Below are 18,768 nucleotides of genomic sequence, written 5' to 3'. Positions count from 1 at the left end.
CGCTTACACGGACCTGCGCGCGATCGAGGACAAGATGCTCGCGGCCCACCCCGGCGCCAGGGCGCTGGACGCCGTACCCGAGGCGACCTGGCGGACGGCCCACGCGCGCGTGCAGGACGCCATGCGGGCCGTCGAGGCGGACGCCGGACGCGATGTCGCCGACCGGGCCGACCCGTTCGCCCGGGCCCTGCTCACCCCGGCAGGAGCGGCCGTGCTCCTCGGTCTCGCCGCCGTCGTCGCCTCGCTCGTCATCTCCGTACGCATCGGACGTGGCCTGGTCGTCGAGCTGGTCAGCCTGCGCAACGACGCCCTGGAGATCGCCCGCCGCAAACTGCCTCAGGCCATGCGCAAGCTGCGGGCCGGAGAGACCATCGACGTCGACTCCGAGGCCCCGCACGGAGCACCCGCCGAGGATGAGACCGGCCAGGTCGCGGAGGCCCTGGGCACGGTGCACCGGGCCGCCCTCCGCGCGGCGGCCGAGCGCGCCGAACTGGCCAACGGAATCTCCGGGGTGTTCGTCAACCTCGCCCGCCGCAGCCAGGTCCTCGTCCACCGCCAACTGAGCCTGCTCGACAGCATGGAACGCAGGTCCGAGGACCCCGACGAACTCAGCGACCTCTTCCGCCTCGACCACCTCACCACCCGTATGCGCCGACACGCCGAGAGCCTGATCATCCTCTCCGGAGCCGCCCCCGGCCGCGCCTGGCGCATGCCCGTCTCGTTGACGAACGTGGTCCGCGCGGCCGTCTCCGAAATCGAGGACTACGCGCGCGTGGAGGTACGACAACTCCCGGAGACACAGATCGCCGGTGCCGCGGTCGCCGACCTCACCCACCTTCTCGCCGAACTCGTCGAGAACGCCGCCCAGTTCTCGCCACCTCACACGCGCGTGCGGGTCACCGGGGAACCCGTGGGCAATGGATACGCCGTCGAGGTCGAGGATCGCGGACTCGGCATGGGCAAGGAGACCCTCGCCGAGGCCAACCGCAGGATCGAGCAGTCCGAGGCTCTCGACCTGTTCGACAGCGACCGGCTCGGCCTGTTCGTCGTGAGCCGACTCGCTTCCCGTCACGGCATCAAGGTCCATCTGCGGACCTCGCCGTACGGCGGCACCACAGCCGTGGTGCTCCTCCCCACCGCCCTGCTGCACGGCGGCATGACGGAACGTTCCCCCGAAGCCGTTGCCGAAGCCCGGCGGCGGCCCGAGGAACGCGAGTACGCGCGCGTGCCCGCCGCCCCGCAACAGGAGCCTGTCGAGCAGTCCGCCGACCGGCCCGTACTGATGGCTCCCGTGGCCTCCGCCGCCGGGACCACCGCCGACGGTGTCCCCGTGCCCTCCGCCCCCGGGACGACTGCAGACGGCCCGCCCGAACCGCCGCCCGGCGTCACCACCCTGCGACCGCACCACTTCCCGCAGGACCTGGACAACACCGACGAACTACCGCGCCGCGTACGGCAGGCGAACCTCGCGCCCCAGTTGCGCGAACAGAGCACCGGACGCCAAGAGCCGGCGGCGAGTCCCCTCAGGGACGACGAGCGCACCCCCGAACTCGTACGGGACCGCATGACGGCCTACCGCGACGGCTGGGCGCGAGGCGGCGGCAGAGTATCCGGCCGAGGTGTCACCCATGGCCCCGCCACGGGCAGCGACAGCAGCGAAGGAGACCCCGCATGATCCAGGACCCGAGCACCAGGGCCACCGGACGGTCCGGCGAACTCGACTGGCTGCTGGACGACTTGGTACTGCGTGTGCACGAGGTACGCCACGTCGTGGTGCTGTCCAACGACGGGCTCGCCGTCGGTGCCTCCACCGACCTCACCCGCGAGGACGCCGAGCACCTCGCCGCCGTCGCCTCCGGCTTCCACAGCCTGGCCAAGGGAGCGGGCCGTCACTTCGGCGCCGGCGGGGTCCGCCAGACCATGGTGGAGATGGACGACGGCTTCCTGTTCGTGGCTGCCGCAGGCGACGGCTCCTGCCTCGCCGTCCTCACCGCCGTCACCGCCGACATCGGGCTGGTGGGGTACGAGATGGCTCGCCTGGTGAAACGCGTCGGCGAGCACCTCTACACACCGCCCCGCGCGGGCGCACGCCCACCCGCCGCCGGATGAACCGGGGACGGACCGTGCTCATGACCGAGGACAGCGCCGGCACTCCGCAACGGCCACCGGACAGCCAGTGGTACGACGGCGAGGCCGGACCGCTCGTCCGCCCCTATGCGATGACGGGCGGTCGCACCAAATCCGGCCCGAGCGGGGTGCGCCTCGACCTGATCGCTCTGGTGTCCCTCGCCATCGGCGCACCCGGAGCCCATGACGACACCTCACTGGGCCCGGAACACCGGTCGCTCATCGAACTGTGCCGTACCGAGAGCCAGTCGGTCGCCGAACTCGCCGCAGGCGCGGACCTGCCCCTCGGCGTCGTGCGCGTCCTCCTCGGCGACCTCCTGGAACTGGGCCACGTCACCGTCAGCCGCCCCGTGCCACCCGCACAACTGCCGGACGAACGGATTCTTCGTGAGGTGATCGAAGGACTGCGGGCGCTTTAATCGAAGGATTGCGGGCGCTTTGGTTGAACAACTACACGGGTCCGTCCCGTACGGGTTTGTGTGTCCAACCGGGCTCTGAACGGGCGCAAGACGGTCGATGCCATGAAATAGCGATCCAACGCCGCAAAGACGAGCGGCAGTTGTCATGATGCTCACTCCGCACAGATGCACTGACGCCGAGCGTGACAGACACTCCCGAGAGAAGTGATCGATGGCCTCCGAACACTCCGAAGCAACAGACGGCGACACGGGCGCCCTGACATTGAAGATCCTTGTCGCCGGCGGATTCGGCGTGGGCAAGACCACCTTGGTGGGCGCGGTCAGCGAGATCAGGCCGCTGCGCACCGAGGAACTCCTGAGCGAGGCGGGCCAGGCGGTGGACGACACCGACGGGGTGGACCACAAAGTCACCACCACCGTCGCCATGGACTTCGGCCGCATCACCATCAGGTCCGGGCTCTCGCTCTATCTGTTCGGCACACCTGGGCAGGACCGGTTCTGGTTCCTGTGGGACGAGTTGGCACAGGGAGCATTAGGCGCCGTCGTCCTCGCGGACACGAGGCGACTGCAGGACTGCTTCCCGGCGGTGGACTACTTCGAGCACCGGCACATCCCGTTCGTGGTCGCCGTCAACTGCTTCGCGGGAGCCCGTGAGTACGGCGCCCAGGACGTGTCCCGCGCTCTGGACCTCGACCAGGGCAGTCCCGTGGTGCTCTGCGACGCCCGCGACCGTGACTCGGGCAAGGAAGTGCTGATACGTCTCGTCGAGTACGCCGGACGGATGCACACCGCCCGGCTGCTCGACTCCGTGGGCTGAAGAGCCTGCGGTGGCCGCCGAGCAGTACGAGGTTGCAGGCGATCCCCGTCCGACAGGCCACAGCACCCGCGCCCCGGCCATCGTTGACCGGATTCCCTCCCTTGACACAGCCCACGCCGACCTTGGACGGCACCTCGTCGGTGTTCGACAGGAACCGGATGAGCGGGACTGGGAGTGTTCGTCAGTGCCAGCGGTTGCTCGACTTGCAGGTGCGGGCGGCGTGCTACACGAAGGTCGGCCAACCCTTGTCGGTCATCTTCCCTGCCATGTCCCCATCCTGCTTGCTCCGGCGGCAGCGGTGGGGAAGGCTGAATCGTCCGATCCTCTTTGCCGGGGGAACGACAAAACGGGGAGTACGAACAATGGCGCAGAACGCGGGCCTCGGTTGGTTGCTGGACGACCTGACCGAGCGCGTGGAACCCATACGGCACGCGCTGGTGCTGTCCAACGACGGACTGGTGACGGCGGCGAGCACCGGTCTGCGGCGCGAGGACGCCGAACACCTGGCCGCGGTCTCATCGGGCCTGCAGAGCCTTGCCAAGGGCTCGGGACGCCACTTCGGCGCCGGTGACGTACGGCAGACGGTGATCGAGTTCGACGACGCGCTGCTCCTCGTCACCGCGGCTGGTTCGGGCAGCTGTCTGTGTGTACTCAGCGCCGGGGATGCGGACATCGGTCATATCGCGTACGAGATGACCCTGCTGGTGAACCGTGTCGGAGAACACCTCGGCGTGCACGCCCGGCAACCTGAACACTCGGCCACGATGGACCGCTGACCTGCGATTTTCATGATGTGCGCGAAGTTATCCACAGGCCCGCCACGACTTCCGGCGAACGGGCTACGGTTTTTCCCGAGACGAGCGCGAACCAGCGCCGGCACAACATCGCACGGGGGAGAACCACCATGTCCGGCCACACCATCACGCAACCCGCCACGTCCACCACGCCGGTTGCGCCCTCCACGCCGACCGTCGCCCCGGCACCGGCAGGGGCGACGGGCCGCCCTCTCGCCCAAAGCCGCGCCGCACGGGAACTGGGGCTGAAACGCGGAGAGTTGGACCTCGCCGTACAACTCGGGTGCGTACGAACAGTCCTCGACGACGGAGGAGGGGGCCGTCGCGTCGCACGTGCGGAGATCGACCGGATCCGAGCCGAGGAAGGTTTCCCGGAAGCGTTGCGACAACGGGTGGAAACCGTGGGCACCAGGGTCGCCGCCGAGATCCTGGACGTGACGGCCGCACGATTCATGCGCGTCGCACGCCTGGGGCTTGTCACACCGGTCAAGTTCTATCTGAACCGCTATCGCGCCGTGGTCTGGCTGTACCTGGCGGAGGAGGTACGGCAGTTCGCGGCCGACGAGAACAACACCGCTTGGCTGAAGGGCCGTATTCCCGAGGAACTGAGGAATCGACTGTACGAGGGCCTCGACCTGCGCCCCAGGAACTGGCGGGGACGCCACCTGGGATTCCTGCTGCGGCACGCCGAGGACCCCTGGGCGCGGGCCGCCGCTCCGGCCTCGCTCCTCGATCCGGTCCAGGTCGCGGAGATCGTCCAGGACCCTTACGAGCGGGCCTACTTGAACCGACACCGGCCCGCACGGCCCGACCAGGGTGCGCCCGACTCACCCGCCGCCCAGCTCACGGCGAGGATCATGACGGCGGACGACCCCGATGAGATCGCGTGGCTGCGAGCGGACCTCCAGCAGTCCCTCGCCGAGGCCCGCGCGCACCGCCTCGCACCAAGGCCCCGACGGAAGGCGCCGGCGCCGCACCTGCCCGAGAACACGAGGCGCCCCGCGAAACGACGGCCGACACCGACCACGGGCCCCGATAAGCGACACGGCCTGCTCGGCTGGCTCAGGCGCAGACACCCCTGATCCATCGACCGGACGTTGCGCGATCGGGGGCCAGGCGCCGAGTGCCATCTGTCAGGCGCCCAGCTTGCGGAACAGGCCTTCCTGGACGACCGAGACGAGCAGACGGCCCTGCAGGTCGTAGATGCGGCCACGGGCCAGCCCGCGTCCGCCGACTGCGATCGGCGACTCCTGGTCGTACAGGAACCACTCGTCCGTGCGGAACGGCCGGTGGAACCACATGGCGTGGTCCAGCGACGCCATGTCGAAGCCTCGCGGTCCCCACAGGGGCTCCACCGGGATGCGGACGGCGTCCAGGAGGGTCATGTCGCTGGCGTACGTCAACGCGCAGGTATGCACGAGAGGGTCGTCGCCCAGGGGACCCACGGCCCGCATCCACACCACGCTGCGCGGCTCGGCGTTCTCGATCTCCTCGGGGGTCCACCGCAGCCGGTCGACGTACCGGATGTCGAAGGGCTGGCGCCGCGCCATGCGCTCCAACTGCTCCGGGAGCGCGCCCAGATGCTCCGTGATCTCCTGCGCCACGGTCGGCAGGGACTCGGGGTCCGGCACCTCACGGGCCGGCGGCAGCTGGTGCTCGAAGCTCCCCACCTCAGGCTGATGAAAGGAGGCGGTCAGATTGAAGATCGTGCGGCCCTGCTGCACGGCCGTGACCCGACGAGTGGTGAACGACCGCCCGTCGCGCACCCGCTCGACCTGGTACACGATCGGCACACCCGGGCGGCCCGGACGCAGGAAGTACGCGTGCAGCGAGTGCACCGGCCGGTCGCCCTCGGTGGTGCGCCCGGCGGCGACCAGCGCCTGGCCGGCGACCTGGCCGCCGAAGACCCGTTGCAGGGACTCCTGCGGGCTGCGACCGCGGAAGATGTTGACTTCGATCTGTTCCAGGTCGAGCAGGTCGACGAGCCGCTCGGCGGGGTTGGTCGTCATGTGCTGGCCTCTCCTGTGCTCACAGCTGGCCGACGTCGGTGACCTTGACGACGGCGCGTCCCTCGGCGTCCGAGGCCGCGAGGTCGATCTCCGCGCTGATGCCCCAGTCATGATCGCCGTTCGGGTCGGCGAAGGTCTGCCGGACCCGCCACAGACCGTTCTGCGGCTCCTCCTCGATCATCAGCAGCCGAGGGCCGCGGGCGTCGGGGCCGGTGCCGAGCTCGTCGTACTCGTCCCAGTACTTGTCCATCGCCTCGCCCCACCGCTCGGCGTCCCAGCCGGACTCGGCGTCCATCTCGCCCAACTCGTCCACCTGATCGAGGGCGGCGAGCTCGACGCGGCGGAACATGGCGTTGCGGACGAGGACCCGGAAGGCGCGCGCGTTGGAGGTGACCGGCTTGACCTGGTCGGCCTTCTCCTGGGCCTCCTCGGCGGTCATCTCCTCCGGGTTGGCGAGCTGCTCCCACTCGTCGAGGAGGCTGGAGTCGACCTGGCGCACGGTCTCGCCGAGCCAGGCGATCAGATCCTCCAGGTCCTCCGACTTCAGATCATCGGGGACGGTGTGGTCGAGGGCCTTGTAGGCGCTGGCCAGGTAGCGCAGCACGATGCCCTCGGTGCGGGCCAGCTCGTAGAAGGACACCAACTCCGTGAAGGACAGCGCTCGTTCGTACATGTCCCGGATCACGGACTTCGGCGACAGCGGATGGTCACCGACCCAGGGATGGCTCTTGCGGTAGGTGTTGTACGCGTGGAAGAGCAGTTCCTCCAGCGGCTTGGGGTAGGTGACGTCCTGAAGCCGCTCCATGCGCTCCTCGTACTCGACGCCGTCCGCCTTCATCGCCGCCACGGCCTCACCGCGCGCCTTGTTCTGCTGGGCGACGAGGATCTGTCGCGGGTCGTCCAGCGTCGACTCGACGACGGACACCATGTCCAGGGCGTACGACGGCGACTCCGGGTCCAGCAGCTCGAACGCGGCCAGCGCGAACGTGGACAGCGGCTGGTTGAGGGCGAAGTCCTGCTGCAGATCGACCGTCAGCCGGACGATGCGACCCTCGGCGTCCGGTCGGTCGAGCTTCTCGACGATGCCGCCGTCGAGCAGCGAGCGGTAGATGGCGATGGCGCGACGGATGTGTCGCAGCTGCTGTTTGCGCGGCTCGTGGTTGTCCTCCAGCAGCCGCCGCATCGCCTCGAAGGCGTTGCCCGGCCGGGCGATCACCGACAGCAGCATCGTGTGGGTCACCCGGAAGCGGGAGGTCAGCGGCTCCGGCTCGGAGGCGATGAGCTTCTCGAAGGTGTTCTCGGTCCAGCCGACGAACCCCTCGGGTGCCTTCTTCCGGACCACCTTGCGGCGCTTCTTCGGATCGTCGCCCGCCTTGGCGAGCGCCTTCTCGTTCTCGATGACGTGCTCGGGAGCCTGCGCCACCACGTAGCCCGCCGTGTCGAAGCCCGCGCGTCCGGCGCGACCCGCGATCTGGTGGAACTCACGGGCGCGCAGCGTCCGTACCCGGTTGCCGTCGTACTTGGTCAGGGCGGTGAACAGTACTGTGCGGATGGGGACGTTGACGCCGACGCCGAGAGTGTCCGTGCCACAGATGACCTTCAGCAGACCGGCCTGGGCCAGCTTCTCCACCAGGCGTCGGTACTTGGGCAGCATGCCGGCGTGGTGCACACCGATGCCGTGCCGCACGTAACGGGAGAGATTGCGGCCGAACTTGGTGGTGAAGCGGAAGTTGCCGATCAGCTCGGCGATCTGGTCCTTCTCCTCCCGCGTGCACATGTTGATGCTCATCAGCGCCTGCGCCCGCTCCACGGCCTGCGCCTGGGTGAAGTGGACGATGTAGACAGGCGCCTGCTTGGTGGCGAGCAGCTCGGTGAGTGTCTCCGTCATCGGCGTCAGCACGTACTCGTACGACAGCGGTACCGGGCGGGTCGCCGAGCGGACCACGGCGGTGGGGCGGCCGGTGCGGCGAGTGAGGTCCTTCTCGAACATCGAGACGTCGCCGAGCGTCGCCGACATCAGGATGAACTGCGCCTGCGGCAGTTCCAGGATCGGGATCTGCCAGGCCCAGCCGCGGTCCGCCTCCGCGTAGAAGTGGAACTCGTCCATGACGACCTGCCCGACGTCGGCGTCCTTGCCGTCGCGCAGCGCGATGGACGCCAATACCTCGGCGGTGCAGCAGATGACGGGGGCGTCGGCGTTGACGGACGCGTCACCGGTGAGCATGCCGACGTTCTCGGTGCCGAAGATCTTGCACAGCTCGAAGAACTTCTCCGAGACCAACGCCTTGATGGGGGCCGTGTAGAAGGTGACCTCGTCCCGGGCGAGGGCGGCGAAGTGCGCGCCCGCCGCGATCATGCTCTTGCCGGAGCCGGTGGGCGTCGACACGATCACGTTCGCGCCGGAGACCACCTCGATGAGCGCCTCCTCCTGGTGCGGGTAGAGGGTGAGACCACGTTCCTGGGCCCACGACTCGAAGGCTTCGTAGAGGGCGTCGGGGTCGGGGGTCCGTGGCAGCTGATCGATGAGGGTCACGCTCCCATCTTGCCTGCCCTCGCACCCGATGGGGGAATCGGATGCGGGACCGAAGATCGCGAACGCTACGCTGTGGCGCCGACAAAACGTCAGCGCACTCACACACCTGGACAGCGGCACAGGGCAACTGGACAGCGGCACAAAGGGAATGGGGCGGGGTACGGCCATGATGGGACCAGCACACTCACTGTCCGGGCCGCGGCCTGGCTCGGGGTAGGGGCGGCGCAGCCGCCGCCGGCCACACCATGCCCTGCCCGGTCCTCCTGGCCGGTGCGCTGATCTGCGCGGGTGCCGCGCTCGCCCCGGACTGGACCACAAGGCGGCCACGATCTCCCGGTCCTTCGGCCCGGTCTCGCGCTGGGTGTGCGAGATCGTCGACAAGCTGTCGTACGCCGTCTACAAGGCGACGAAGAAGCAGGGCGACCCGCGTCGCTCCGGCGGGCACCGCACGCTCACCCACACCTGGCTGTGGGCGGTGCTGCTCGGCGGCGGCGCCTCCGTCCTGGCGATCGTGGGTGGCCGCTGGGCGGTGCTGGCCATTCTGTTCGTGCACATGGTGCTGGCGATCGAGGGGCTGCTGTGGCGGGCGGCCCGAGGTTCGAGCAGCGATGTGCTGGTGTGGCTGCTGGCCGCGACTAGCGCGTGGATCATCGCGGGGGTCCTGGACAAGCCGGGCAACGGGGCGGACTGGCTGTTCAGCGAGCCCGGCCAGGAGTACCTGTGGCTCGGGCTGCCGATCCTGCTCGGCGCGCTGGTGCACGACATCGGGGACGCGCTGACCGTGTCGGGCTGCCCGATCCTGTGGCCGATACCCGTGGGCCGCAAGCGCTGGTACCCGGTGGGCCCGCCGAAGGCGATGCGGTTCCGGGCCGGCAGCTGGGTCGAGCTGAGGGTGCTCATGCCGGTGTTCATGGTGCTGGGCGGCGTGGGTGCCGCGGCTGCGCTGAACGTCATCTGACGCCGCTCTCGACACGGGGCCTGCCGCCACGCCCGGGACAGGGCCGCACCGGGGCCGACGGGGTGAGGCCGCCGTCCTGGACGGGCTCAGCTCGGCAGCGAGTCCTCGTCGACGATGTGCATCGCGGCCTCCTCCGCCGAGGCGGCGGCGCCGTCGATGCCCACGTCGGTGGCGATCAGCCGACTCTCCTCGTCCTCGTGGGCGCCCTCATCGGGGGCGACGAGGCGGCCGGAGCGGAAGTTTCCCACCTCGTTGTCCAAGGGCTCCCCATCGGTGTCCTGGGCGTCGCCGATGCCGTCGCCGTCGGGGTACGTGACGTCCGGAAGTTCCTCGGCGAGCCGCTGGTCCAGGGTCTCGCCCCGCAGGCGCTCCTCGGCGGTCACCCCGGTGTGCTCCACCGCCCAGGGACGCTCCGGTGGCGACCAGCCCCGGTCGAGCGGGTCGGCGACGCCATCGGCGACCAGGGTGTCCTCAGCGTCCAGCAGTCCGGCGTCGTCCTGGATCTCGGATCCGTCAGGCTGGTAGACGTCGTCTCCCCATCCGCCGGCTGTGTCCACGGGTACCTCCAGTGGTGGGACGGGCCCGGTGCCACCGCTGGACGACGGTGGGCGCGCGGACCGCTGGGCGGCGGCCCGAACCCCGCGAACCGGGCGGTTCACGGGCGTCCCCCGAATCAGTGCTCACCACCAGCCTTCCACTCGCGTTGGCAACAATGCAACGGCAGGGGAGCCGCCGCCGCGGATCGTCTGCGTCGGCCCTCCGAGCCGGGGGCGACCACGGCCCGCCTGCCGTCTGAGACGGGATCGACCCAGCCCCGCCCTTGGCGCAGGTCCGGGTCGCCCCCGCCCCGTCTGTCGTCCGTGCCCGGGTCGACCCCGACCCGGCTGCGGGGCATCGGCCGCCTCGCCTCACCGCCGGCCATGGCCGGGCACAGGCGGGCCCCGGCGGGGGCCATCGCCGACTGGACAGCGGTGGCCCCATGCGGGTCAGTGATTCCCTGCGGGGCGGCGCTCCCACGCGGGTCGGCCGTCCTATGTGGGTCAGCCGTGCCACGACCTCCACAGCGCGGCGTACGCGCCGTCCGCCTCGACGAGCTGGTCGTGGCTGCCGAGCTCACTGATGCGGCCGTTCTCGACGACGGCGATGACGTCCGCGTCGTGGGCGGTGTGCAGCCGGTGGGCGATGGCGACGACGGTGCGGCCGTCGAGGACACGGGCGAGGGAGCGTTCCAGATGCCGGGCCGCGCGTGGGTCGAGGAGCGAGGTCGCCTCGTCCAGGACCAGGGTGTGCGGGTCGGCGAGGACCAGTCGGGCCAGTGCGATCTGCTGCGCCTGTGCCGGGGTGAGCGCCAGCCCGCCGGAGCCGACCTCGGTGTCCAGGCCGTCGTCCAGAGCCCGGGCCCAGGTGTCGGCGTCGACCGCGCCGAGCGCCGCCCACAGCTCGGCGTCCTCGGCACCGATGGGGGTCCCCCCGCTCGAGCGAAGCCGAGAGTGGGGGAGGGCGAGGAGGAGGTTGTCGCGCAGGGAGCCCACGAAGACGTGGTGCTCCTGGTTGACGAGGGCCACATGGGAGCGGACGTCCTCGGCGGGCATCCGGGACAGCTCGGCGCCGCCGAGGGTGATCCGGCCGTCGCGGGGTGCGTAGATCCCGGCGAGCAGTCGGCCCAGGGTCGACTTGCCGGCGCCGGACGGGCCGACGAGGGCCAGGCGGGTGCCGGGGGCGACCTCCAGGGACACCTTGCGCAGCACGTCGACGCCGGCGCGGTACCCGAAGTGCACCTGGTCGGCGTGTACATGGCGCCCGTCGGGGGCCACGGCGGGGTCGCCCGCGTCCGGTTCGATGTCGCGGACCCCGACGAGCCGGGCCAGCGACACCTCGGCGATCTGGAGCTCGTCGTACCAGCGCAGGATCAGATTGATCGGGTCGACGAGCATCTGGGCGATGAGCGCGCCCGTGGTCAGCTGGCCGAGGTCGATCCAGCCCCGCAGGACGAACACGCCGCCGATGATCAGGACCGAGCCGAGGACCATGGTGTGCGTGAAGTTGATCACCGGGAAGAGCACCGAGCGCAGCCACATGGTGTACCGCTCCCAGGCGGTCCACTCCCGGATGCGCTTGTTCGACAGTTCGATGCGGCGGGTGCCGAGGCGGTGGGCCTCGACGGTGCGTCCGGCGTCCACGGTCTCCGCGAGCACGGCCGCGACGGCGGCGTACCCGGCGGACTCCGAGCGGTAGGCCGACGGCGCCCGCTTGAAATACCAGCGGCAGCCCACCGCGAGCAGCGGTACGGCCAGCAGTACGGCGAGCGCCAGCGGGGGCGCCGTCACGGCGAGTCCGCCGAGCAGCAGGCACACCCACACCACACCGATCGCCAGCTGCGGTACGGCCTCGCGCATCGCGTTGGCGAGACGGTCGATGTCCGTGGTGATCCGGGACAGCAGGTCACCCGTTCCGGCCCGCTCCAGGACGCCCGGCGGCAGGCCGACCGACCGTACGAGGAAGTCCTCGCGCAGATCGGCCAGCATCCGCTCGCCGAGCATGGCACCGCGCAGCCGGACCTCTCGTACGAACACGGCCTGGACGACGAGGGCGGCGACGAAGACTGCGGCCGTGAGCTCCAGATGGAGTTCGCGGGCGCCGTCCGAGACCCGCTCGACGAGTCCGCCCAGGAGGTAGGGTCCGGCCATCGAGGACACCACGGCGACCGTGTTGACCGTGATGAGCAGGCCGAAGGCCCGGCGGTGACGGCGGAACAGTTCGGCCACGTAGGCGCGTACGGTCGCGGGGGCGCCGACGGGCAGGGTGTTCGCCGTGGTCGGAGCGGCCGGGTCGTACGCCGGTGGCGCCACGCCGATCATGCGGTCTCCTCGATTTCTTCCAGTTTGTCCAGCACATCGCTGAGGGTGGACTTCCGGCCGCTCGGCATGGCGTTCAGGGAACCCCCTGTGCCCGAGGCACCTTCGGTCTCCGACACAGCCGTGGCGGCCTCGTCGTCGGTCTCGCGGGTGACGACGGCCCGGTATCGCGGCTCCTTGTGCACCAGTTCGCGGTGCACGCCGACCGCCGCGACCTCGCCGTCGTGCACCAGCACGACCCGTTCGGCGAGGTCCAGCAGGAGCGGTGAGGAGGTGAACACGACCGTCGTACGGCCGGCCCGCAGTGACCGGACGCCGTCGGCGATCCTGGCCTCGGTGTGCGAGTCGACGGCGGACGTCGGCTCGTCCAGGACCAGGACCCCCGGGTCGGTGATCAGGGAGCGGGCGAGGGCGAGCCGCTGGCGCTGGCCGCCGGACAGGGACCGGCCGCGCTCGGTGATCCGCGCGTCCATCGGATCCTCGGCGCCCAGCGAACCCTGTGCCAGCGCCTCCAGCACATCACCGCACTGTGCGGCGGCCAGTGCCTCCTCGGCGGTGACCTCGCCGGAGGCGGGTACGTCGAGGAGTTCGCGCAGGGTGCCGGAGAGCAGCACCGGGTCCTTGTCCTGGACGAGGACGGCGGCGCGGGCCGAGTCGAGCGGCAGTTCGTCGAGCGGTACGCCGTCCAGAAGGACGGACGTGCCCTCCTCGGAGGCGTGGCCGCCCAGCCGTTCCGCGAGCCGTCCGGCCGCGTCGGGGTCGCCGCACACCACCGCGGTGAGACACCCGGTGGGCACGAGCAGCCCGGTCTCCGGGTCGTACAGGTCACCGGAGGGGACGACGCCCTCACGTACACCGTCGGTGTCCGTCGCCCGTTCCAGGGACAGCACCCCGGCCGCCCGTTTGGCGGAGGGGCGGGAGAAGGAGTACGCCATGGCGATCTCCTCGAAGTGCCTGAGCGGATACGCCAGCAGCATGACCGCGCTGTACACGGTGACCAGTTCGCCGACGGTGATCCGGCCCTCGCGGGCGAGTCCGACGCCGTACCAGACGACCGCGATCATCAGCAGCCCGGGCATCAGCACCTGGATGCCGGAGATCAGGGCCCACATACGGGCGCTGCGGACGGCGGCGTGCCGGACCTCCTGCGAGGCGCGGCGGTAGCGGTCCAGGAAGAGGTCCTCACCGCCGATGCCGCGCAGGACCCGCAGACCGGCGACGGTGTCGGAGGCCAGTTCGGTGGCGCGGCCCGCCTTCTCGCGCTGGAAGTCGGCGCGCCTGGTCGCGCGGGGCAGCAGCGGCAGGGCGGCGAGCGCGAGGACGGGCACGCCGATGGCGACGACGATGCCGAGCGCGGGCTGGTAGAGGACCAGTCCCACGCAGACCAGGACCACGGTGAGCGCCGCCGCGGTGAACCGGGAGACGGCTTCCACGAACCAGCCGATCTTCTCGACGTCGCCCGTGGACACGGCGACGACCTCACCGGCGGCCACGCGTCGCGTCAGCGCGGAGCCGAGCTGGGCCGTCTTGCGGGCCAGCAGCTGCTGGACGCGGGCGGCGGCGGTGATCCAGTTGGTGACCGCCGACCGGTGCAGGAAGGTGTCGCCCAACGCGATGGTGAAACCGCACAGCACCAGCAGCACGCCCGCGAGGGCGAGCCGGGAGCCGGAGCGGTCGACGACGGCCTGGATGGCGAAGCCGACGCAGAACGGCAGCCCGGCCACGGACGTGAAGTGCAACAGCCCCCACGCCAGCGCCTTGAACTGCCCGCCCAGCTGATTCCGGCCGAGCCACCACAGGAATCTGGGACCCGAGCGCGCGTCCGGCACACCTGGGTCTTGATACGGAAGGTCTTGAATCTGCATGACGTCCCAGTGGCTCGTGTCAGGGGAGGGGGGAGAAAGTGCGTAAAAAGGGCAGCGAAGCCCAGAGGGCGGCCGTGAAAGGTTCGCGTCACAGCGTGGTCGGAGGCAAACGGTTTTCCGGCGCCGGGCAAAGTTTCGGCCTGGACCGCCCGTAGGACGCCCCGTGGCGAGGGTGACGGACGCGTTCCTCCGGGGCGCGGTGCGAGGATGGACCGATGCGAATAGGCGGTACGAGGCGCGGACGAATCGGCGGTGCGAGCGACACGATGGGGACGGGCGACGCGATCGGGGCGAGGGGCGCGAGGGGTCTGCGGCGAACCCGGGTTCCCGCGCTGGTCTGCGGCGCCCTGGTGATGTCCCTGGCCGCGTGCGGTGGTTCGGGCGGCACGGGCAACGCGGCCAAGGCCGACACGGCCTCCGGCGACAAGGCGAAGCGCGCCGAGGCACAGAGCGTCGACCCGACCCGTATCCCGGACGTCGGTGACCGCCTCCAGAAGCGGATTCCCGCCGAATCCCGCCAGGTCGTGGCCGTCTACGGCGAGGGGAAGGACGACGCCGACTCGACGATCGTCCTGTACACGAAGAGCGGTACCGCCTGGGAGAAGACCCGCACCTGGCAGGGCCACAACGGCAAGAAGGGCTGGACGACGGACCACCGGGAGGGCGACAAGCGCAGCCCGGTCGGTGTGTTCACGCTCAGCGACGCGGGTGGCGTCCTCGCCGACCCGGGCGCGAAGCTCCCGTACAGCCAGTCGGCGTCGTTCCAGGCCCCGCACTACTGGGCCAAGTCGCACTGGCACGACTTCGACTACGTCATCGCCATCGACTACAACCGCGTCAAGGGCACCACGCCGATCGACCCGACGCGCCCCGAGGGCCAGTCCAAGGGCGGCAGCATCTGGCTGCACATGGACCACGGCAGCGGCACCTCGGCCTGCGTGAGCCTGTCCAAGTCGGGCATGGAGTACCTGCTGCACACCCTGGATCCGGCGAAGCACCCGGTGATCGTGATGGGGGACAAGGCGGAGTTGAAGGCCTGAGACGCCGGATGCCTCCGGTCACCGAAGTGGCTGGAGGCGTCATTGCGGGGAGCGCCGACTCCCCGTAGAACTCCGCCCATGAGAACCCGGATCATCATGTCCATGCTCACCGGAGCGACCCTCCTGGCGAGCACCCTCCTCGGGGCCACCCCCGCCCAATCCGCCGACATCACCACTCGATCCGCCGACGTGCCCGCCGAGTTCGGCACCGACTGGCACGACCCGATCACCGCCGCCCCGCCCGTGACCAGGCCGGAGAACGCCAAGTCCTGCGAAGTGACGGTCGCCGAGGCGCAGTTCAAGGACTTCACGCCGTACAAGGGGACTTACGCGCCCCCGGGTGACTGCGGGAAGAGCTGGAGCAAGGTCGTCCTGCGTCTCGACGGCAAGGTGAAGGGGCGGCAGTACGACCGCCTCGGTTACCTCCACATCGGTGGTGTCGAGGTCTTCCGTACGTCGACGCCCCAGCCCTCTCCCGACGGCATCGAGTGGTCGGTGGAGAAGGACGTCACGCGCTACAGCGACACCCTGCGCGGCACCCAGCCCGTGGAGATGCTCATCGGCAACGTCGTCGACGACACCTACACCGGCGTCCTCGACGTCAAGGTCACGCTCACCTTCTACGCGGGCAGGCCCACGGCGGAGACCGCCAGGACCGTCCCCGACCGCGTCCTCACCCTCCGGGACGGCACCACGCTCACCACCCCGCGCAACAGCGAACGCGTCGTCGCCGAGGTGTACGCCACCGGCTCGGGCGGCGGCTGCGAGGAGTACTGGTACATGACGGTGCTCGAGGCGGCGCCGTACTCCTGCAAGGCGGACGACGGGCCGTACCGCGAGGTGCAGATGGAGATCGACGGACAACTGGCCGGAATCGCCGCGCCGTTCCCGACCGTGTGGACCGGCGGCTGGTCCAACCCCTTCCTCTGGTACGTGATCCCCGGGCCCCGCGCCTTCGACGTCCAGCCCATCCGCTACGACCTCACCCCCTTCGCGGGGCTGCTCAACGACGGCCGTCCGCACCGGGTCGAGGTCTCGGTCGTCGGCGTGCCCGAGGGGCAGGCGGGCTGGAGCACCCCGGTCAACGTCCTCGTCTGGCAGGACGAGAAGAGCGAGCACGTCACCGGCGCCCTCACCAGGGTCCGGGCGGGCGATCTCGCCAACTCCTCCACGTACACACCGGGTACGGAGCACCGCCTCGACACCGAGGGAAGTCACCGGTTGACGGTGTCCGGATACGTCGACACCTCGCACGGCCGGGTGACGACCACCGTCCGCCGGAGCCTCATCGACACCTCCGTGCACACCTGGTCGGACGGCGAGAGCCCCGATGCCCTGAAGGCGACATGGGGCGACGACGAGACGGTCACCGTCGACGGGCGCGGACTGGCCAGGACGACGCGCACCCAGCGGTCGTACACGATGGACGGCACGACGACGCTCGGCGCGGGCGACCGGCTGCGCACCGTACTGACGCTCGGTGACCGGTCGACGGTCAGTGAGACGTACGGCGGTCGGCGTGTCGCGTGGTCCCGGCTCGACGACACCTACACGGGCGATGCCACGTACACGGCGTTCGTGCCGCGTGACCAGCGGCATGCGGTGGGGACGACGAGTGAGCGCTACCGGCTGTACGGATCGGGCGGGTGCTACGACCGTTCGTTGGTCACGGCACAGGGAGTGCTGACGGAGGATCGTCGGAGCTGTTGAGTCGCTGTGCGTGCGCTGTGACAACAGTTCGATGATTTACATGCCGGGAAACACGGCGGTCTTCCCCGCGAGCGACAACTCCCCGATAGTGATCGGCGCGGAAATACTTTTCCGCATGCCAGAAAGTCCGCTCCGGAGGAGTGCCCGTGCCGCAGTCCGTACCGTCCCTGCCGCGACGCGTCGCACGCATGCTGCGTACCTCACTGTTCGCACAAGTCGGTGTCGCGCTTGTGCTCGGAATCGTCGTCGGAAGGTTGTGGCCCGACACGGCCACGACCTTCCAGCCGCTCGGCGACGGTTTCATCCGTCTCATCAAGACGGTCATCTCACCGCTCGTCTTCTGCGTGGTCGTCGTCGGCATCGCCAAGGCCGGGAATCTGAAGGCGTTCGGCCGGATCGGGCTCAAGGCCCTGATCTGGTTCGAGGTCGCCTCGACGGCCGCGCTGCTCATCGGTCTGATCGGCGCCAACGTCTTCAGTCCCGGCTCGGGCATGAACGTCGACCCGTCGAAGCTCGACACCTCGGCCGTCGACGCCAAGACCGCCGGTGGTGCGCTGCCGTCTACCAGCGAGTTCATCCTGAACGCGCTGCCGACCAGCGCGATCGGCGCGTTCGCCGAGAACTCGCTGCTCCAGGTGCTGGTGCTGGCCTGCCTCACCGGCGCCGCGCTGCTGCACCTCGGCCACACCAAGGTGCCCAAGATCCTGCCCGCCATCGAGCAGGCCCAGGAGGTCATCTTCGCGATCGTCGGCTTCGTCATGAAGCTGGCCCCGCTCGCCGTGTTCGGCGCGATGGTCCACCTGGTCGGTGAGTACGGCCTGGGCGTCATGAAGACCTACGGCAAGCTCATCATCCTCTGCTACGCCGTCGCCGCCGCCTTCCTCGTCCTGCTCGGCGTCGCGCTGAAGCTGGTGACCGGGCTGAGCCTGTGGAAGTTCGTCCGCTACACCCGCGAGGAGATGCTGCTCGCGCTCGGGACCGCCTCCAGCGAGAGCGTCATGCCCCGCATGATGCAGAAGCTGCGTCAGGCCGGCGCCCGTGACGACGCCGTGGGTCTGGTGCTGCCCACCGGCTACTCCTTCAACCTCGACGGCGCGTCCATCTACCTCTCCATCGGCACCCTGTTCATCGCCCAGGCCGTCGGCGTCGACCTCAGCCTCAGCCAGCAGATCACCGTGATCCTGGTGCTCATGCTGACCAGCAAGGGCATGGCCGGTATCCCCGGTTCGGCCTTCCTCGCCCTGTCGGCGACCGCCTCCGCGCTCGGCGCCATCCCGGCCGGCGCCGTCGCCCTCCTCCTCGGCGTCGACCGCATCATGGACTCGATGCGCGTCGCCACCAACCTCCTCGGCAACTGCGTCGCCGTCTTCGCGGTCTCCAAGTGGGAGGGCGTGCTGGACACCGATCGGGCCAAGAAGATGCTCGACGGGGAACTGCAGTTCGTGGAGGAGGACGAGGAAAGGGGCGAGCCCGGCAAGGCCCCGGAGGGCGCTGCCGACGCCGCCGACCCCGTGAACACCGACAAGGTCGCGGTCCCCGCTCAGGCCAAGACCGAGTCCAAGGAGCCTGCTCAGGCCGAGACCGAGTCCAAGGAGCCCGCTCCCGAGGTCGGTTGACCGTAGTACCCCGCTGAACGAGAGG

The 18,768-nt window shown here is 70.0% G+C and carries 14 protein-coding genes and 1 pseudogene; 10 read left to right on the top strand and 5 right to left on the bottom strand.

Annotated features, from left to right (window positions below):
- From STRIP9103_RS32485 to STRIP9103_RS32460, 6 genes are all read left to right on the top strand, one after another.
- A partial coding sequence (locus STRIP9103_RS32485; protein ID WP_009327517.1) for an ATP-binding protein occupies nucleotides 1–1,675 on the top strand: 1,675 nt, incomplete at its 5' end.
- Nucleotides 1,672–2,109, top strand: coding sequence for a roadblock/LC7 domain-containing protein (locus tag STRIP9103_RS32480; RefSeq protein WP_009327514.1), 438 nt, complete (start codon nucleotides 1,672–1,674; stop codon nucleotides 2,107–2,109). The genes STRIP9103_RS32485 and STRIP9103_RS32480, both read left to right, overlap by 4 nt.
- Nucleotides 2,110–2,129: 20 nt before the next feature.
- Nucleotides 2,130–2,546 carry a DUF742 domain-containing protein gene (locus STRIP9103_RS32475; protein ID WP_048821388.1) on the top strand — a complete coding sequence of 139 codons (417 nt, stop codon included), beginning with the start codon at nucleotides 2,130–2,132 and terminating at the stop codon, nucleotides 2,544–2,546.
- Nucleotides 2,547–2,757: 211 nt separating this feature from the next.
- Nucleotides 2,758–3,363, top strand: a complete 606-nt coding sequence (locus STRIP9103_RS32470) for a GTP-binding protein (RefSeq protein WP_009327522.1) — start codon at nucleotides 2,758–2,760, stop codon at nucleotides 3,361–3,363.
- A gap of 362 nt (nucleotides 3,364–3,725) precedes the next feature.
- On the top strand, nucleotides 3,726–4,139 hold the full coding sequence (locus STRIP9103_RS32465) for a roadblock/LC7 domain-containing protein (RefSeq protein WP_009327510.1): 414 nt from the start codon (nucleotides 3,726–3,728) through the stop codon (nucleotides 4,137–4,139).
- Between the two features lie 128 nt (nucleotides 4,140–4,267).
- Nucleotides 4,268–5,239: a DUF6397 family protein gene (locus tag STRIP9103_RS32460; protein WP_009327520.1), complete on the top strand. Its 972-nt coding sequence runs from the start codon at nucleotides 4,268–4,270 to the stop codon at nucleotides 5,237–5,239.
- Between the two features lie 51 nt (nucleotides 5,240–5,290).
- On the opposite strand, the gene STRIP9103_RS32455 is transcribed toward STRIP9103_RS32460, so the two are convergent.
- Nucleotides 5,291–6,166 (bottom strand): acyl-CoA thioesterase, encoded by an 876-nt coding sequence (locus tag STRIP9103_RS32455; RefSeq protein WP_009327516.1) that lies wholly within the window; start codon nucleotides 6,164–6,166, stop codon nucleotides 5,291–5,293.
- 19 nt (nucleotides 6,167–6,185) lie between these two features.
- Nucleotides 6,186–8,699 (bottom strand): DEAD/DEAH box helicase, encoded by a 2,514-nt coding sequence (locus tag STRIP9103_RS32450; RefSeq protein ID WP_009327519.1) that lies wholly within the window; start codon nucleotides 8,697–8,699, stop codon nucleotides 6,186–6,188.
- A 166-nt stretch (nucleotides 8,700–8,865) separates the two neighbouring features.
- On the opposite strand from STRIP9103_RS32450, the pseudogene STRIP9103_RS32445 reads away from it, so the two are divergent.
- Nucleotides 8,866–9,657, top strand: a pseudogene (locus tag STRIP9103_RS32445) (metal-dependent hydrolase).
- A gap of 86 nt (nucleotides 9,658–9,743) precedes the next feature.
- On the opposite strand, the gene STRIP9103_RS32440 reads toward STRIP9103_RS32445, so the two are convergent.
- The 3 genes from STRIP9103_RS32440 to STRIP9103_RS32430 form a co-directional block, all read right to left on the bottom strand.
- Nucleotides 9,744–10,214, bottom strand: coding sequence for a DUF5709 domain-containing protein (locus STRIP9103_RS32440; RefSeq protein ID WP_009327512.1), 471 nt, complete (start codon nucleotides 10,212–10,214; stop codon nucleotides 9,744–9,746).
- Nucleotides 10,215–10,697: 483 nt separating this feature from the next.
- Complete coding sequence (locus tag STRIP9103_RS32435; RefSeq protein WP_009327515.1) at nucleotides 10,698–12,515, bottom strand: ABC transporter ATP-binding protein; 1,818 nt, start codon at nucleotides 12,513–12,515, stop codon at nucleotides 10,698–10,700.
- Nucleotides 12,512–14,377, bottom strand: coding sequence for an ABC transporter transmembrane domain-containing protein (locus STRIP9103_RS32430; protein WP_009327511.1), 1,866 nt, complete (start codon nucleotides 14,375–14,377; stop codon nucleotides 12,512–12,514). The genes STRIP9103_RS32435 and STRIP9103_RS32430 overlap by 4 nt, the downstream gene beginning before the upstream one ends.
- A gap of 266 nt (nucleotides 14,378–14,643) precedes the next feature.
- Between STRIP9103_RS32430 and STRIP9103_RS32425 the strand changes: the two genes are divergently transcribed.
- The 3 genes from STRIP9103_RS32425 to STRIP9103_RS32415 all read left to right on the top strand — a co-directional run bounded on the left by STRIP9103_RS32425 (nucleotide 14,644) and on the right by STRIP9103_RS32415 (nucleotide 18,743).
- Nucleotides 14,644–15,417, top strand: a complete 774-nt coding sequence (locus STRIP9103_RS32425; RefSeq protein ID WP_009327521.1) for a L,D-transpeptidase family protein — start codon at nucleotides 14,644–14,646, stop codon at nucleotides 15,415–15,417.
- A 78-nt stretch (nucleotides 15,418–15,495) separates the two neighbouring features.
- A complete protein-coding gene (locus tag STRIP9103_RS32420; protein WP_009327513.1) occupies nucleotides 15,496–17,127 on the top strand; it encodes a peptide-N4-asparagine amidase in 1,632 nt (543 codons plus the stop codon).
- Between the two features lie 146 nt (nucleotides 17,128–17,273).
- Nucleotides 17,274–18,743, top strand: a complete 1,470-nt coding sequence (locus tag STRIP9103_RS32415; RefSeq protein WP_009327518.1) for a cation:dicarboxylate symporter family transporter — start codon at nucleotides 17,274–17,276, stop codon at nucleotides 18,741–18,743.
- Nucleotides 18,744–18,768: the final 25 nt, after the last annotated feature.

This window comes from Streptomyces ipomoeae 91-03 (assembly GCF_000317595.1).
Taxonomy (GTDB): domain Bacteria; phylum Actinomycetota; class Actinomycetes; order Streptomycetales; family Streptomycetaceae; genus Streptomyces; species Streptomyces ipomoeae.
Note: the sequence above shows the minus strand (reverse complement) of the source record. Positions and strands in the feature narration are given on the sequence as shown.